This window comes from Micromonospora sicca (assembly GCF_003172935.1).
GTDB lineage: Bacteria > Actinomycetota > Actinomycetes > Mycobacteriales > Micromonosporaceae > Micromonospora > Micromonospora sicca.
Genome location: NZ_QGKS01000288.1, coordinates 16,891 through 33,269, shown reverse-complemented (window position 1 = coordinate 33,269; position 16,379 = coordinate 16,891). Strand labels below are relative to the sequence as shown.

Here is a 16,379-nt window from a genome sequence, read left to right as displayed (position 1 = left end):
AACCGGCGCGCCCCGGTCGTGGCCTGCTGCGGGCGGTGCGGCAGAGCATTGAATCGGTCAACCAGACCCTCAAGAGCCAACTCGACCTCGAACAACACGGCGGCCGCACCATCACAGGCGTCACCGTGCGGATCCTGCAACGCGTCCTGGCCCTGACCGCCGCGATCTGGCACAACTGGCACACCGGCCAACCGACCATGCGATCCCTGACCGCCTACGACCACTGACCCCTTGGAATCGATCATCTAGTTGCTAGTCGTTGGCTTCAGGTTTGTAGGCCTGCCGGGCTCCGGGAACGCCTCTCGCCGGGTGCCAGCTAGTCGTGGCGGCTGCGGGTGCGGGGTGCGGGTCTAGTCCAGTGCGATTGATCAGCAGTGCCGTCGACTCTCCGGTCGGTTTGCTGACTGGCCGCGAGGCGCTCAAGGCGTGCTCCCGAACGCAAGCCGGCCGTTCCTCAACGGGGCCGCGACGTCCGTTCGTGCCCGTGTGCCCCCGACATTGAACTCTCGGGGCCGCCGATCCGACTGGGCCAGAGTCCACGGCGTCCGTGCCGCCAAGGTCGCCACCCGCCGGCACGTTCCACCAACAGATCGAGGTCGAGCCGGGCCGCCGGGCGCGTCGTTCGCGAGGACCGACCGAAGCGGAATCGCCCGGGAGCCCGCTCGCGGTTTCACGTGAAACGCGCTGCCACCTCAGCTTGCGGCGTGCCACTGCATCCGCTCGGTCCCCGGCTGGCGTCCTCAGTTGGCGGCGATGGTCCGCGCCCTGGCGGACCCACGTGTCCGCGCCCCCCCAGCTTCCGGACGACGTGCCGTTGTGGGCCAGGGACACGGGGATGTTCGCTACTCGCACGAGACCCGGGCGTTCACGAGTCCCGCTTACGCCCGCGGCACGGACGTCCGCCCATGCCCCTCCGGCTCGGCGTCCCGAAGTCGGCTTGCGCCCCGGCGCGTCCACGTTCCCCAGTGCCCCCGGCGAGGTCGATGTCGCCCTGGCCCCGGACATCCCGGCGGCCGGTGGGCCGGCTCCCGCCCACCACGTCCATCGCGCGCAGCCAGGCGGCGCCGACTCCGCGCACCTGCGGCTGTCCTGCCGGCCGGGCTCGATCCGGCCCGCCCGAAGATGCCGTCCCCGCGCCCGCCCGGGTCCGGCACGGCCTTTCTCCCGCCCCGGCCCGACCGGGGTTCGTTCGCCGCTCACCTCCCGGCGTACCTCCGATGCTCAGGCTCCGGCGCGGCCGTCAGGCCGGCGGCGGTACGGCGGCGCCTTGATCTACCGCCATCCTTGCCCACTCCTCGTTCAGCGTTCGCGGTCCGGTGCGCTCCCGGGCTCACCGCTCGACAGTCAGTCAACGCACCCCCGCCGACCCGGTCAGTTGCCCCTACGAGCAACCGCGTCGGGGGCCGAAGGCGCCCACCGTTCAGACGCTCGGCGGACCGGAAAGATGCCACGCCGAGGCGGTGCCGATCCCGGGCTGGCTCGTTAGGAAGAGAGGGTTCAGCGGGAGGCGCGGCAGGGACGGCGTCGCCCAGTCGGCGTCGCCTCGGTTATCCACAGCGGTTTTCCACAGGCACCCCCCGTTTCACGTGAAACAGCGCTGAGAAACGTGTGCTGACCTGTGGATGACGCGGCGTGGTCGTGATCTCAGCGGCCTGTGGACAACGTGGTGGACAAGGGCGTACGGAGCCGAGCGAGCCTTTCCGGCCCGCCCCTGCCTGATCGACGAAGAGCGCTGCGTGTCCGGGCGACGACCGGCGAAACGGGTAGGGACAGGGGTCCCCCGTCTCGGTTAGGGTCAGCGTCGTGCAGGACACCCCTCCCTCAGTTCCGGACTTCACCCAGTGGCCCTCCTTCCCCTTCGAGGGCGACCTTCGCGTCAAGCAGCTCGATGACCCGGTTTCGGTCGAACCTCCCCGCCGCGGTGAGGAAGACCGGGAATGCACCGCCTGCAACGCCCCCGACGAGGCCTACATCTGGGTGGGTGAGCGGTGGCGCGTGCGGGCGATGGACCGCCCGACCGGCCTGCCGATGGTGCTGATCCTGGAGTCGCGGTCGCACCTCGACCTCGGCGACCTGCCGAACCTGCTCGCCGCCGAGCTGGGCGTGATGACCGTGCGCCTCGAGCGCGCCATCCGATCCCTCGACGGTGTCGCCCGGGTCCACGTCAACCGGTGGGGCGACGGCTCGGCGCATCTGCACATGTGGTTCCTCGCCCGGCCGCACGGGCGGCTTCAGCTGCGCGGCACGTTCCTCTCGCTCTGGGACTCGATCCTGCCGCCGATCCCCGAGGCGCAGTGGCGGGAGAACCTCGCCATGGTCGCCGCGTGGCTGGCCGAGTTCGGCGGTCGCCCGCTGGCCGAGCCGCCGCGCATCCACTGGCAGGCGCCGTCGAGTTTCTCCGCGGTGACGGCGACGGATGCCGACGCCGGTGAGGAGGAGGCCGTCTCCGTGATCGAGGCGGCCGAGGAGATCCCGGAGCCGGAGGGCCGAACGGAGGAGGAGCCCGACGGCGGGACCGACGAGAAGTCGGAGAGCGGAGCCGACGAGGAGCTGGCGAGCGGAGCCGACGGACAGCCGGAGAGCGGAGCCGGGGACAAGCCGGAGAGCGGGCGCAACGAGGTGTCGGAGAGCCGCGCGGGCTGAGAGCGGAGTGGGCCGGTGTCAGCGCGCGCGGCACCGGCGGCGTTCCGGGACGCCTCGTCTCCGTGCGGAGTCCGGCTTCCCTTGGCGGAAGGTCAGCGGCGGCGGGCGGCGGTCCGGGTCACCAGCGATCCGAGCACCCGGCCGAAGTCCAGTCCGGCCGCCTGGATCGCCAGCGGCAGCAGCGAGGTCTCCGTCATGCCCGGGGAGACGTTGACCTCCAGCACGTGCGGCTGGCCCGAGGCGTCGACGATCAGGTCGACCCGGGAGAGGTCCCGCAGGCCGAGCGCGGCGTGCGCGGCGAGCGCCACCTCGGCCACCCGCTCGGCCACCTCGGGGTCGAGCCGGGCCGGGGCGTGCCAGGTGGTCCGGCCGGCGGTGTAGCGGGCGGCGTAGTCGTAGACGCCGTTGCGGGGAACGATCTCCACCGGGGGGAGTGCCTGCGGGCCCTCGCCGAGGTCGAGCACCGACACCGCCACGTCCATGCCGGGTACGTAGCGTTCCACCAGCGCCGTCTGGTCGTACGCGAAGCAGCCCACCATCGCGGCCGGGAGCGACGCGGCGTCCCGGACCACGGCGGCGCCCAGTCCGGAGCCGCCCTGCGCGGGCTTGACCATCAGCGGCAGGCCGAGCCGGTCGACGATCCGGTCCAGCACCGCGACCGCGCCCAGCTCGGAGAAGCGGTCGTGCGGCAGGGCGACCCAGTCCGGAGTGGGGATACCCGCCTCGCGGAGCACCGCCTTCGCCGACGGCTTGTCCCAGGCGAGCCGCGAGGCACGGGCGTCGCAGCCCACGTACGGGACGTCGCAGAGGTCGAGCACGCCCCGCAGCGAGCCGTCCTCGCCGGTGGCGCCGTGCAGGGCGATCACCACAGCGTCCGGCGGGTCGGCCGCCAGGGCCGGCAGCAGGGCCACGTCGGCGTCCCGCAGCTCGGCCTCCACGCCGACGGCCCGCAGCGCGTCGAGCACCCGCCGGCCGGACCGGAGCGAGACGTCCCGCTCGTAGGAGAGCCCGCCGGCGAGCACCAGGACGTGCAGCTCTGCGGTGACGGCGGGATCGGTCACGGGATTCCGGGCAGTGGAGGTGACAGCCATGCGGGAATCATGCCAAGTCGGGACCCGGCGCGTCCGCGCCGCCCTGGCGGCGACGCGTCCCGGACCCACCGACGGTGCCGAAGACCCGGCGCATCGCGATATCCTGCTCCATCACGCCCGCCAGCCGGCGCACGCCCTCCCGGATCCGCTCCGGCGGCGGGAAGGAGAAGTTGAGCCGCATGTTGCCGCCGCCCGCGCCGTCGGCGTAGAAGCCGGTGCCGGGCACGTACGCCACCCGGGCGGCGATGGCCCGCGGCATCATCGCCTTCGAGTCGAGGCCGTCGGGCAGGGTCGCCCAGACGAACAGGCCACCCCCGGGAGTGGTCCAGGTGGTGTCCGCCGGCATCAGGTCCGCCAGCGCGGCGAGCATCGCGTCGCGGCGCTCCCGGTAGACCTCCCGGTACACCTTCAGCTGCTCCCGCCAGGGCATGGTGCCGAGGTACGTCGAGACGGCCGCCTGGGCGTACCCGCTGGGGCAGAGGATCTGCGCCTCGCTGGCGATGACCAGCTTGTCGCGGACGGCGTGCGGGGCCAGGATCCACCCCACCCGAAGGCCGGGGGCGAAGGTCTTGGAGAAGGTGCTCAGGTAGAAGACCCCGTCACGGCGCCGGGCCCGCAGCGGCGCGGGGGCCTCACCCTCGAAACCGAGCTGGCCGTACGGGTCGTCCTCCACCACCAGCAGGCCGGCGCGCTCGCAGATGTCGAGCACCCGTTCGCGGCGTTCCTCGCTCAGGGTCACGCCCGTCGGGTTCTGGTACGTCGGGATGGTGTAGAGGAACTTCACCCGCCGCCCGGCCCGGGCCAGGTCGGCGATGGCGGTCTCCAGCGCCTCCGGGATCAGCCCCTCGTCATCCATCGGCACGTGCACGACCTGGGCCTGGGCGGCCTGGAACACCCCGAGTGCGCCGACGTAGGTCGGGCCCTCGGCGAGCACCACGTCACCCGGGTCGAGGAAGAGCCGGGCCACCAGGTCCAGCGCCTGCTGGCCGCCGACGGTCACCACCACGTCCTCCGGTGAGGCGCCGCAGCCCGCGTCGATGCCCGAGAGGGTCATCACCTCGCAGATCCGCTCGCGCAGCTCCAGCGTGCCCTGGCCGATCCCGTACTGCAGCGTGGTGGCGCCGTGCTCCGAGCCGAGCCGCCCGAGCATCTCACCGACCGCGTCCAGCGGCAGCGCCGCGATGTACGGTGCCCCACCGGCGAGCGACACGACCTCCGGCCGGCTGGCCACCGCGAAGAGCGCCCGGATCTCGGAGGCCGTCATCCCCCGGACCCGGCGGGCGTACCGGTCGGTGTAGTCGTCGAGCGTCGTGCCGGTCATGACATCACCTCGATCGGGTGTCGGCGGGGCTGCCGCGCGGTGTGGTACCCGCGATGTCGGCGACCATGGCGGCACGGGGCCGGTTGGTCGATGGTAGTCCCCACCGGCCGGTACCGGCGCGGGACATGAGGGTGCGTCCACATCCCGGACCCGCCCGCACCGGCCCGGGTGGGGCGTTCGCGCGTCCTCTCCCGTACGGTCGGGTAGCGGCGTACGATCGCTCGTCGGGGGCAGGAAGCGGTGCCGGACCGCGCTGTTTCACCCCCGAGCCTAGTTGTGGGGTGCGCTGATGTCGCGACGTCTGGTCAGTCTGACCCTCGACACCCTGGAAGACCTGCCCCGCCCGTGCCGGCAGTGCGTCTACTGGGAGCTGGACCCGGTCTCCGCCGACCGGGCGTGCGCCGCCGGTGACCCGGGCCTGGAGAAGGAGGCCTGGGTCTCCCAGACGCTGTTGGAGTGGGGTTCCTGCGGCAAGCTCGCGTACGTCGACGGGATGCCCGCCGGCTTCGTCATGTACGCCCCGCCGGCGTACGTCCCGCGCTCGATGGCCTTCCCCACCTCGCCGGTCTCCGCGGACGCCGCGCTGCTGATGACCGCGAACGTGGTCTCCGCCTTCGCCGGCGGCGGGCTGGGCCGGATGCTCGTCCAGGGCGTCGCCCGGGACCTCACCAAGCGCGGCATCAAGGCGATCGAGGCGTTCGGGGACGCCAAGTTCGGCGACGGTGACGACCCGACCCGGGCCTGCGTCGCGCCGGCCGACTTCTTCCTGTCGGTGGGCTTCAAGACGGTCCGCCCGCACCCGCGCTACCCCCGCCTGCGGCTCGAGCTGCGCACCGCGCTGAGCTGGAAGTCCGACGTCGAGTACGCGCTGGAGAAGCTGCTCGGCTCGATGAGCCCGGAGACCCTGCTGCGCCCGGTGCGCCCGGCCCCGGCCACCCGGTCCAGCGGGCTCTGAGGTCGCCTCAGTCGACGACCGTGCCGGCGGCCACCACCGCCCGCAGCTCGCTCACGTCGATCGAGCCGGTCGGCACGTCCCGCTCGATCGGGAAGTACATCCGCTGCACCGCGGCGACGATCGCCTCGACCACCCGGTCCCGGAACCGCGGGTCGACCAGCAGGGCGCGGTCCTCCGGGGAGGTCAGGTAGCCGACCTCGACCCGTACCGCCGGCATCCTGGTCAGCCGAAGCAGGTCCCACGTCTTGGCGTGGGTACGGCAGTCCCGCAGCCCGGTCCGGGCCACGATCTCCCGCTGCACCAGGCCGGCGAGGCGTTCCCCGGTGGCCGAGGTGACGCCGTTGTCGGTGCCGTAGTGGTACGTCGCCACCCCGTTCGCCGCCGGGTTCGCGTGGCCGTCGGTGTGCAGCGAGATGAAGACGTCGGCGCCAAGCGAGTTGGCCAGCTGCGCCCGGTCGGAGTCGGGCAGGCAGGTGAGCGGGGCCGGGCCGCGGGTGAGCTGCACCCGTACCCCGGCCGCGGCGAGCCGCCCCTCCAGCCGGCTGGCCAGGTCGTGGACGAGGTCCGCCTCGGTCCAGCGCAGCGGGCCGTCCGGGACCACCTCGCCCGGGTCGGTGCCGCCGTGCCCGGGGTCGATCACCACGGTCCGGCCGACCAGCGTCGGTCCGGCCTGCCGGATCGCGTCCGACTCGCGCAGCCACTGCGGGCGCCCGCCGACCACCTTCCGGCCGAGGCGGCGCAGCGCGCTCATGGTGTGCGGGCCGCAGGCGCCGTCCGGCTTGAGCCCCATCTCGCGCTGGAACTGGGCGACCGCGCGGGAGGTACGGATGCCGTAGATGGCGTCGGCGCGGCCCACGTCGTACCCCATCTCCAGCAGGCGTTCCTGGAGCGAGCGGACGTCCTCGCCGATCAGCGGCTTCGGTACGGCGTGGTAGAGCGTGCGGGCGCCGAGCCGCCAGCGGGCCGCGTCCAGCGCCTGCCAGGTCTCGGTGCCCACCCGGCCGTCCACGCTCAGGCCGCGGGACTGCTGGAACGCCCGGACGGCGCGTTCGGTCGCCACGTCGAACTCGTCGCCGTGACCGCCGGAGGGGAGCAGCTCCAGGCCGGTGAGGACGGTACGGATCTCCGTCACCGCGGGTCCCCGGTCACCGGGTCGGATCGGACGCACGCACGACCCCCTCTGCGCGGATGCTGGCTGGCCGGGCCCCGCGGTCGCACGAGGTGAGACTCTGCGGATGCCTACGGAGCGTACCGTGACCGGTCACCGGCCGACCCGGGGTTCGCGCAGGTCAGCGTCGCCGCGGGTGGGGGTCGACGGAAAGCGCGAACCCCCGCACCCGGATCGGGTGCGGGGGTTCGGGGGTCGGGATTCGGGTCAGAGCGCCGACTCGATGAGCTTGACCAGCTCGCCCTTCGGCTTGGCGCCGGCGATGGACTGCACCGGCTCGCCGTTCTTGAAGACGGTGAGGGTCGGCACGGACATCACCCGGTAGGCCCGGGCGGTCTCGGGGTTCTCGTCGATGTTGAGCTTGACGATGGTGACCTGGTCACCCATCTCGCCCGCGATCTCTTCCAGCAGCGGCGACACCTTGCGGCACGGCCCGCACCACTCCGCCCAGAAGTCCACCAGAACCGGCTTGTCGGACTTCAGCACGTCGCTCGCGAAGCTCGCGTCGGTGACCGCCTTGGTTGCTCCCACTATGAACCCTCCTCCGGGAACTATTTCTGAAGATGTTTCAGCCTTGCAGCGTGGCGATGAAGCGCTCGGCGTCCAGGGCGGCGGCGCAGCCCGTACCGGCCGCCGTGATGGCCTGCCGGTAGGTGTGGTCGACCACGTCGCCGGCCGCGAAGACACCCGGGATGCTGGTCCGGGTGCTCGGCGCCTGCACCTTCACGTACCCCTCGTCGTCGAGTTCCACCTGGCCGCGGAAGAGCTCGCTGCGCGGGTCGTGACCGATCGCCACGAAGACGCCGGTCACGTCCAGCACCTTGGTCTGGCCGGTGTGCACGTTGCGGACCCGGACCCCGCTGACCTTGCCGTCGGCGCCGAAGATCTCCTCGACGGTGCTGTTCCACTCGACCTTGATCTTGTCGTTGCCGAGCGCCCGCTGCGCCATGATCTTGCTGGCCCGGAACGCGTCGCGGCGGTGGATGATGGTGACGGAGTCCGCGAACCGGGTCAGGAAGCTCGCCTCCTCCATCGCCGAGTCGCCACCGCCGACCACGACGATGTGCTGGTTCCGGAAGAAGAAGCCGTCACAGGTCGCGCAGGACGACACGCCGTGGCCGAGGTACTCCTGCTCGCCGGGTACGCCCAGCGGACGCCAGGCGGAGCCGGTGGAGAGGATCACGGCCTTCGCCCGGTACGCGGTCTCGCCCACCCACACGGTGCTGGTGGCGCCGGACCCGGTGTCGCCGGTGTCGGTCAGCTCGACCCGGGTGACGTCGTCGGTCAGGAACTCGGCGCCGAACCGCTCGGCCTGCTTGCGCATGTTGTCCATCAGCTCGGGACCGAGGATGCCGTCCGCGAAACCGGGGAAGTTCTCCACCTCGGTGGTGGTCATCAGCGCGCCACCGGACTGCACGCCCTCGATGACGAGCGGCTTGAGGTTGGCGCGCGCGGCATAGACGGCCGCCGTGTAACCGGCCGGCCCGGAGCCGATGATGATCAGGTTGCGGACCTCGTCCACTGCCGTCTCCCGATGTGTGTGTTCGTCATCCGTTCCGGCTGCTCTGCCGCCGGGACGATGTCGATCCGAGTGCCGACGGCTCAGCGGCGTCGGCGCCTGACTTGCAGAACGTCATCGTACGAAGCGGCGATTCCCGAACCGGTCATCCGGTGGGTCACGTCACGTGGAACGGCAGCCGCCGATGACCGCGATCTCACCCTACCCGCGTCCGAAAGCGGGTGTCCGCGCCGGACCCGGGGACGCCGCACTCCGGTCCGCTCACCCACGCCCACCGGGCGCCGGCCGTGTCGACGAAGGTGACGACCAGCGCCGGCCGCCCCTGGAACGACGCGTAGTCGATCAGGTCCACGGCCACCGCCCCGCTCCCGTGCTCCGCGGTGATCTCCCTCAGGCAGGCGTCCAGCGCGTCCCGGCCGGTGAGCCGGTCGAGCCCGCCGGCGGCGGAGAACCGCTCGTTCTCCGGCGCCGCCTGCCCGGTCTCCCGGCCGCCGCCCGCCGCCGCCGGGGGTGCCTTCAGCGAGCTGGCGCCGGACAACTGCTCCGGGGTGTAGTCCGTGCCGCTGCGGCGCGGCGGGCCGGTCGTCCGGAACGGCTCGGCCGCCAGCGGGCCGGCGGCACCGGCGCTGTCGGCCGTCACCGCCGTGTCGTTCCGGCTGGCGACCAGATGGTTCAGGCCCAGTCCGGCGGCAGCGAGGGAGGCCGCCGCGAGGGCGACCGGACCGGCCATCCGGGCCCAGCGTCGTCGCCCGCGCCCCGGCCCGCTGCCCCGGACCGGACCCTCGGCCGGTCGGACGCGCCGGCCGGTGCGCCGCTGGCCGGTCGCCTGCGCCGGCACGGTGCCCGACGCGGCGACGGGGTGCCCGGCCGCTCGAAGCCGTCCGCCGACGACCGGCTCCGCGCCGTCGCCGTCCGGTCCGCTCGGCATCGGCAGTTGCGCCGGCCCGGCGGTGTCGAGCGGCCCGGCGGCGTCGAGCGGTTCGGCGGAGGCCGGCGTCGGGGCCGGTCCGGCACCGGCCAGCGCCGCGGCGATCCGGTCCGCGAGGGCCAGCGGCATGTCGGGTACGGCAGCGGCGGCCCAGTCGGCCAGATCGGCCCGGACCAGCTCCACCGCCGGCGCCAGCGCGGCGTACGCCCCGCCCCACGCGGGGTCCTCCTCGACCAGGCGGGCGACCCTGACCTGCTCCGGGGTGCCGTCCAGCGCGCCGCCGACGTAGTCGGCGAGCAGGTCGTGGTCGACCTCGCTGAACTTCCCGGTGCTCACGTCTCCTCCTCGGTCGCGGCCCGGGACCATCCCGGCGCCGATTCGACGCCCTCCGGCGGTCGCGGGTTCCCCGCCGTGACGCGCGGCATGTCGGCGGCGGCACGGCCGGTCGGGCGCGGCACCGACGGCGGGTCGTCGGCACCGGTCCGCAGGTGACCGAGGAGGGTGGCCAGCCGGGCCCGACCCCGGGCGCAGCGGCTCTTCACGGTTCCCTCGGCGACGCCGAGGATGCGGGCCACCTCGGCCACCGGATAACCCTGCACGTCCACCAGGATCAGCGCGGCGCGCTGCTCGACCGGCAGCTCGGCCAGGGCCTGCCGCACCACCAGCGCGGTGTCGTGGTCCCGGACCGGGGCGGCGGGCTCCACCCCGCCGGTGTGCCGGCCCGGCTCGCCGTCGGTGTGCACGCCGTCGGGCAGCGGGACCGTGGCGTGCGCCTGGCGCCGGCGGATCCGGTCCAGGCAGGCGTTCACCACGATCCGGTGCAGCCAGGTGGTCACCGCGGAGTCGCCCCGGAAGCGGGCCGCCGCGCGGTGCGCGGAGAGCAGGGCGTCCTGGAGGGCGTCGGCGGCCTCCTCCCGGTCGCCGAGCGTACGCAGCGCCACCGCCCAGAGCCGGTCCCGGTGCCGGTGGAACAGCTCGGTGAAGGCGTCCCGGTCGCCGGCCACGTGGGCGCGGAGCAGCTCGATGTCGGTGGTCCCGGCGCCCGGCCCGGCGCGGGTCGGCACGGCCACCGGGGTGCCGCGTACGCCGCCCGTCGGTACGCCGGCCCGTTCTTCGCCGCGGTCGTCCATCACCACGTCCGGCGGGAGTGGTGCCCGGACAGCGGCGGCCGGTTCACGACCCCTGGACGGTGATCTCCTGGACACCGATCTTGTAGCCCCGGTCGTTCGAGGGCAGCTCGGTGAGCCAGAAGAGCAGGTAGCGGTACTTCTTGTCCGGGTCGAAGCCGTTGCTGAAGATCAGCGTGCTGCCCTCGGCCGGCGCGAAGCCGTCCCCGATCCGGGTTTTCGCCGTCACGTATTCGGTGTACAGCTTCTTGTCGCCGGAGGAGCCGGAGCCCGGGTCGGTGGTGCCCGTGTAGAGCTGGGCGGTGGCGCCGCTGGCGGAGAGGACCGCCTTCACCGACATGACCGTGTGCTCGGCGCCGAGGTCGATCCAGACCCCCATGCCGTCCTTCAGGCCGCCGAACTTCGCCGACTTGTAGGTGTCGGTCTCCCAGCCCTCGTCCTCGCTGCCGTCGATCACCTTTTCGGCATCGCCCAGCTCGTTGCGGGTCCGGCTGTCCGGGTCGATGATCCGGACGTCCTCCACGGCCAGCTTGCGCACCGGGGCGGCCTGGGTGGGCTGGTCGGCCGGCGCGCTGCTGGTCGGGCGGGCCACCGGCTCGGTCTTCGCGTCCTTGTCGTCGCCGCCCAGCGCGCTGATCCCGATGAGCAGGCCGACCAGGGCCACGGCGAGCAGCCCGGCGATGCCCAGGGCCACCTTCCGGCCGCCGGCGGCGGCCAGCGGCGACGGCTCCTCCTCGGGATCCGCCGTGAAGCGCAGCGTGCCCGCCTGGTCGAGGAAGTGCTCGTCGGCGGGGATGTCCAGCCGACCCAGCTCGGCCGCGAGCACGTCCGAGGAGGGCGGGGCGATCTCCGGGTCGAGCAGGTCCATGGTCAGGTCGTCGAGGTAGGCCGGCACCCCGGCCCGGACCTGACGGGGCGCGGCGATCGCGCCGCCGGCGTCGCGTACGGCGTCCGGAATGGCGGCCCGGCCGTGCCCGGCGGTGGCGCCGTGCAGCGGCGCCTCCCCGTGCGGCCAGTGCCCGGTGAGGGCGAAGTAGAGCACCCCGCCGACCGCCCGGAGGTCGTTCTCCTGGCTGTCCGCGCCGTCGGTCCGCGCGTCGGCCAGCACCACCCGGCCGTCGTCGCTGATCATCACGGTGCCGGGGTGGACGTTGCCGTGCACCATGCCGGTCGCGTGCACCGCGGCGAGGGCGCTGGCGACGGCGTTGCCGATGGCGGTCGCCCGCGCCGGGTCCAGCGGCCCGTCGGCGTTGACCAGCTCGCGCACGGACTGGCCGTCCACCCACTCGCGGACCACGTAGGCCCGGTCCGCCTCGTCGATCGCGTCGTAGACGCCGACCAGGTTGGGGTGGATGACCCGACTGGCCGCGACGGCGGCCTGGAGCATCTCGGTGGCGGAGTCGCCACCCGGATAGCGGAGGACCACCGCGACGGGACGGCGCAGCACGACGTCGACTCCGCGCCAGACCAGCCGGCCCGCGCTGTCGTTGTTGATGTGCTCGACCAGCTCGTACCGCTCGGCAAGGATCTCACCGGCCGTGGGAGCACCGAAGGTCATGACCGGCGGAGCACTCTCCTCCGCCTCTTGACCCTCGCCGACCTGGGTCACCCGTCCTCCCTCGGTGATCGTGTCGATCGATGGACCCGTGCTGCTGGGCATGTGGCTTCCCGCTCTGCCTTCGAAGGAACCGGCAGACCGGCGCCGACGCCCGCGTCGGCACCTGCCGTACCCGTCGAGTGCGACCTTACCCGGGATGCCCGGTTCCCCGACATGTCATCTTCCCGCCGCGGCCGGTGGGGCGCCAGCCACGGGCCGCCCGGTCCGGTTGCGACCGTTGTCAGCCACGTTGCTGGTACATGCACCAGCCAATCTAGAGGTTGACCGCAAGTAGTCGACGGAGGGGCGCACCGGGTGTGGCGGCCGCTCCGCCACCAGGCCGAATTCCCCCCGATCGGTCCCGCACCCTCGTCCGTACGGTTGGTTGTCCACAGGTCGAGAGGCTGGTTGAGCGGGGAAACGCTGAGTTATCCACAGCCGCATCCCCAGGGCTGGTGACCCTCGTTCACCCTCCGTGGTCGACCGCCGCCGACCCGGGCGCAGTGGGTCAGCGGCCGAGCCGGCGGCGGACCATCCCGACCACCTCGGTGATCTCGCCGATCCGGAGCACCATGGCCAGCCCCAGGTACGTCCCGCCGATCACCGCGCCGCCCACCACCAGCTGGACGGCCGCCGCGAACCAGCTGAGGTCGGCCGGGTCGCCGGGGAGCAGCTTGACCACGAGCAGGCCAACCAGTGCGGCGCCCAGCGCGGCCACGACCACCCGACCCATGGTTCGCATGATGCCGCCGAGCCCGATCCGGCCCACCCGGGGCCGCAGCAGCAGCGCGGAGATCACCGCGGCGGCCAGGTACGAGATGGCGTTGCCGAGCATCATGCCGGCGGCCGCGAAGGTGGCGGAGAAGGCGAGGTAGACCCCGATCTGGAGGAGCACCCGCAGCGCCACCACCGGAATGTTGATCAGGGCCGGGGTGCGGGTGTCCGGCAGCGCGTAGAAGGCGAAGGTGAAGAGCTGGCTGATCGCGAAGGGCACCAGCCCCAGCGCGGCGACCAGCAGCACCGTCGAGGTGGCGGTCGCGTTCGCGCCGGTGAAGGCGCCGTAGCGGAACACCACCACGGAGATCGGGCCGGCGAGCACCGCGTAGCAGACCGCGATGGGGGCGAGCACCGCGGTGACCATCCGCGTGCCCCGGGACAGGTCGGCGGTGACGTCGCGGAACCGGCCGTCGGCGGCGGCGGCGCTCATCCGGGGCATCAGCGCGGTGATGATCGAGACGGCGATGATGCCGTGCGCCATCATCAGCAGCAGGAAGACGTTGTTGTAGATCATGATGCCGGCGATGTCGTCGCCGGCCGCCCGGGTGAGCAGGTTGACCACCACGAAGAGGCCGAGCTGGTTGACCGCGACGTAGCAGAACATCCAGCCGCCGAGCTTGGCCAGCTCGCGCAGCCCCAGCTCGCGGAAGTCGAACCGCCACTTCCAGCGGAAGCCCACCTTGCGCAGCGCCGGCAGCAGGCCGGCGGCCTGCACCGCCACGCCGAGCAGGGTGCCGCCGCCGATCAGCAGGATCTGACCCGCGCCCAGCTCACCCGGCTTGAGCGCCTCGGCGTCGAAGATCAGGATGTAGAGCCCGAACGCGCCGATGACCACCAGGTTGTTGAGGATCGGCGCCCACATGGGCGCGGCGAAGTGGCCCCGGGTGTTCAGCACCGCGGCGATCAGCGCGCTGACGCCGGTGAAGAACAGCATCGGCAGCATCAGGTAGGACAGATTGGTGACCAGGTCGGTGTAGTCACCGTCCTTGCCGCTGGCGTAGAGGGCGGTCAGCACCGACGCCAGGGCCATCGCGATCAGCGCGGCGGCGGCCAGCGCGATCACCGCCAGGGTGAGCAGTCGCTGCGAGTACGCCTCACCCCGGTCCGGATCGGTCCTGCGCCGGCGGACCAGCACCGGGATCAGCACGCTGGTGAGCACCCCGCCGAGCAGGAACTCGTACACCTGGTTCGGCAGGAACTGTGCGGTCGTGTACGCGTTACCGACGAGGTTGCCGAGCGCCGCGCCGATCATCAGGTTGCGGATGAAGCCCGTACCCCGGCTGATCAGGCTGCCGACGGCCATCACCGCGCTGTTCGCGGCGGCGCTGGCCTCGCCGACCTGCTCCGGCGGCGGCGCGGTGGCCTCCACCGCCGGCTGGTTGAGCGGCTCGGCCGAGATGAAGGTCGCCTCGTCCGTGGGAGGCACCGCGCCGTCCGGCGTGGCGTTCGCGCTGCGGTAGAGCCCGCCGCTCATCTCCAGCCTCCCAGGGGGTACGTCGGGGCCGGGCACCGTCCCCGACGGTCAGAACCTTAGTCAACCGGTACCTCTTACCCGCGCCCGGCGGCGGACTTCCCGGGCCGGACCGATAGGCTGGCGATCCCATGTCCGAAGCCTCCGCATCCCACGCCGCCGACCGCCGCGAGCTCACCGCCGCGCAGCGCAACGCCGTCGCCGAGCTGCTCCGCGTCTCGCCGGTCGCCGACGAGCTCGGCCGCCTCTTCCTCGCGGCGGGCCACGAACTGCACCTGGTGGGTGGTTCGGTACGGGACGCGCTGCTCGGCCGGCTCGGCGAGGACCTCGACTTCTGCACCGACGCGCACCCCGACCAGACGCTGCGGATCATCAGGGGCTGGGCCGAGTCGGTCTGGGAGACCGGTCGGGAGTTCGGCACCATCGGCTGCCAGCGCGACGGGCTCCGACTGGAGATCACCACCTTCCGCGCCGAGGCGTACGACCAGGTCAGCCGCAACCCGATCGTCGAGTACGGGACCAGCCTCGAAGAAGACCTCAAGCGGCGGGACTTCACCATCAACGCGATGGCGGTGAGCGTCCCCGACCACCGGTTCACCGACCCGCACGGCGGCCTGGCCGACCTCGCCGCCAAGATCATCCGTACCCCCGGCACGCCGGAGCAGTCGTTCCGCGACGACCCGCTGCGGATGCTGCGGGCGGCCCGGTTCACCGCCCAGCTCCGCTTCGCCGTCCACCCGGACGTCCGCGACGCGATGGCCCGGATGGCCGCCGACCTGGACCGGATCACCGCCGAGCGGATCCGGGACGAGTTCACCAAGCTGCTCTGCGGCGCGGACCCGATCACCGGACTGCGACTGCTGGTCGACGCCGGGCTGGCCGAGCGGTTCCTGCCCGAGCTGACCGGGCTCAAGCTGACGATCGACGAGCACGCCCAGCACAAGGACGTCTACGAGCACACCCTCACCGTCGTCGAGAACGCGATGTCGATGGAGGAGGACGGCTGCGACTTCGTGCTGCGGATGGCCGTTCTGATGCACGACGTCGGCAAGCCGGCCACCAAGGCGGTCGGCCCGGACGGGCGGGTCAGCTTCCACCACCACGAGGTGGTCGGCGCCCGGCTGACGAAGGCCCGGATGAAGGCCATGCGGTACCCGAAGGACGTCACCTCGCAGGTGGTCGCCCTGGTCGCGCTGCACCTGCGTTTCTACGGGTACGGCCGGGGCGAGTGGACCGACTCGGCGGTGCGCCGGTACGTCGCGGACGCCGGTGACCTGCTGCCCCGGCTGCACAAGCTGACCCGGTCGGACTGCACCACCCGCAACCGCCGCAAGGCGGCCGCGCTGGCGGCCGACTACGACGCGCTGGAGGAGCGGATCGCCCGGATCGCCGCCGAGGAGGACCTGGCCCGGGTCCGCCCGGATCTGGACGGCAACGCGATCATGGAGCTGCTCGGCGTGCCGCCGGGGCCGGTGGTGGGGAAGGCCTGGCAGTACCTGAAGGAGCTGCGCCTGGAGCGCGGCCCGCTGGACCGCGACGAGGCCGAGGCGGAGCTGCTGCGCTGGGCCCGGGAGCAGGGCATTCGCGACTGACCCCGGCGGAGCGGGCGTACGACGACACGCCGGCGTATCGACCGAACGGTTGACGCGATTCCCGGTGATCTTCCCGCATCATGGAGCGACATCCGTCAGCCTCCCGGTCATCCGTGTAGTGAGGCTGCTCCGATCGCTCCGTCCGCCCGTTCCGAGGTGGACGATTGCTGCAACCGGGGAGATCTCTGAG

At 72.7% G+C, this 16,379-nt stretch carries 12 protein-coding genes and 1 pseudogene; 4 read left to right on the top strand and 9 right to left on the bottom strand.

What is annotated here, in order from left to right; translation table 11 throughout:
• Nucleotides 1-227: pseudogene (locus DKT69_RS23800) on the top strand (IS982 family transposase); the annotation flags it as partial.
• A gap of 1,576 nt (nt 228-1,803) precedes the next feature.
• Nucleotides 1,804-2,643 (top strand): hypothetical protein, encoded by an 840-nt coding sequence (locus DKT69_RS23795; protein WP_109803723.1) that lies wholly within the window; start codon nt 1,804-1,806, stop codon nt 2,641-2,643.
• 92 nt (nt 2,644-2,735) lie between these two features.
• Here the strand turns inward: DKT69_RS23795 and DKT69_RS23790 are convergent, their stop codons facing one another.
• Nucleotides 2,736-3,734 carry a D-alanine--D-alanine ligase family protein gene (locus DKT69_RS23790; protein WP_109803722.1) on the bottom strand — a complete coding sequence of 333 codons (999 nt, stop codon included), beginning with the start codon at nt 3,732-3,734 and terminating at the stop codon, nt 2,736-2,738.
• Nucleotides 3,735-3,741: 7 nt separating this feature from the next.
• Nucleotides 3,742-5,055: an aminotransferase-like domain-containing protein gene (locus tag DKT69_RS23785; RefSeq protein ID WP_109803721.1), complete on the bottom strand. Its 1,314-nt coding sequence runs from the start codon at nt 5,053-5,055 to the stop codon at nt 3,742-3,744.
• Nucleotides 5,056-5,344: 289 nt separating this feature from the next.
• Between DKT69_RS23785 and DKT69_RS23780 the strand changes: the two genes are divergently transcribed.
• Complete coding sequence (locus DKT69_RS23780) at nt 5,345-6,010, top strand: GNAT family N-acetyltransferase (RefSeq protein WP_109803720.1); 666 nt, start codon at nt 5,345-5,347, stop codon at nt 6,008-6,010.
• A gap of 7 nt (nt 6,011-6,017) precedes the next feature.
• On the opposite strand, the gene DKT69_RS23775 is transcribed toward DKT69_RS23780, so the two are convergent.
• The 7 genes from DKT69_RS23775 to murJ all read right to left on the bottom strand — a co-directional run bounded on the left by DKT69_RS23775 (nt 6,018) and on the right by murJ (nt 14,600).
• Nucleotides 6,018-7,178 carry an N-acetylmuramoyl-L-alanine amidase gene (locus tag DKT69_RS23775; RefSeq protein ID WP_109803719.1) on the bottom strand — a complete coding sequence of 387 codons (1,161 nt, stop codon included), beginning with the start codon at nt 7,176-7,178 and terminating at the stop codon, nt 6,018-6,020.
• A gap of 207 nt (nt 7,179-7,385) precedes the next feature.
• Entirely contained in the window at nt 7,386-7,709 is a 324-nt protein-coding gene (trxA, locus tag DKT69_RS23770; RefSeq protein ID WP_091199733.1) for a thioredoxin, read from the bottom strand.
• Between the two features lie 37 nt (nt 7,710-7,746).
• Nucleotides 7,747-8,700, bottom strand: coding sequence for a thioredoxin-disulfide reductase (gene trxB, locus DKT69_RS23765; protein WP_109803718.1), 954 nt, complete (start codon nt 8,698-8,700; stop codon nt 7,747-7,749).
• A 193-nt stretch (nt 8,701-8,893) separates the two neighbouring features.
• Nucleotides 8,894-9,961 carry an RsmA family anti-sigma factor gene (locus tag DKT69_RS23760; protein WP_109803717.1) on the bottom strand — a complete coding sequence of 356 codons (1,068 nt, stop codon included), beginning with the start codon at nt 9,959-9,961 and terminating at the stop codon, nt 8,894-8,896.
• Entirely contained in the window at nt 9,958-10,755 is a 798-nt protein-coding gene (sigM, locus tag DKT69_RS23755) for an RNA polymerase sigma factor SigM (RefSeq protein ID WP_236648188.1), read from the bottom strand. The genes DKT69_RS23760 and sigM overlap by 4 nt, the downstream gene beginning before the upstream one ends.
• A 43-nt stretch (nt 10,756-10,798) precedes the next feature.
• Complete coding sequence (locus tag DKT69_RS23750; RefSeq protein WP_109803716.1) at nt 10,799-12,412, bottom strand: protein kinase family protein; 1,614 nt, start codon at nt 12,410-12,412, stop codon at nt 10,799-10,801.
• Between the two features lie 445 nt (nt 12,413-12,857).
• Nucleotides 12,858-14,600: a murein biosynthesis integral membrane protein MurJ gene (gene murJ, locus DKT69_RS23745; RefSeq protein ID WP_109803715.1), complete on the bottom strand. Its 1,743-nt coding sequence runs from the start codon at nt 14,598-14,600 to the stop codon at nt 12,858-12,860.
• A gap of 128 nt (nt 14,601-14,728) precedes the next feature.
• Here murJ and DKT69_RS23740 point away from each other — a divergent pair, with 128 nt between their 5' ends.
• On the top strand, nt 14,729-16,189 hold the full coding sequence (locus DKT69_RS23740) for a CCA tRNA nucleotidyltransferase (RefSeq protein ID WP_109803714.1): 1,461 nt from the start codon (nt 14,729-14,731) through the stop codon (nt 16,187-16,189).
• Nucleotides 16,190-16,379 lie beyond the last annotated feature (190 nt).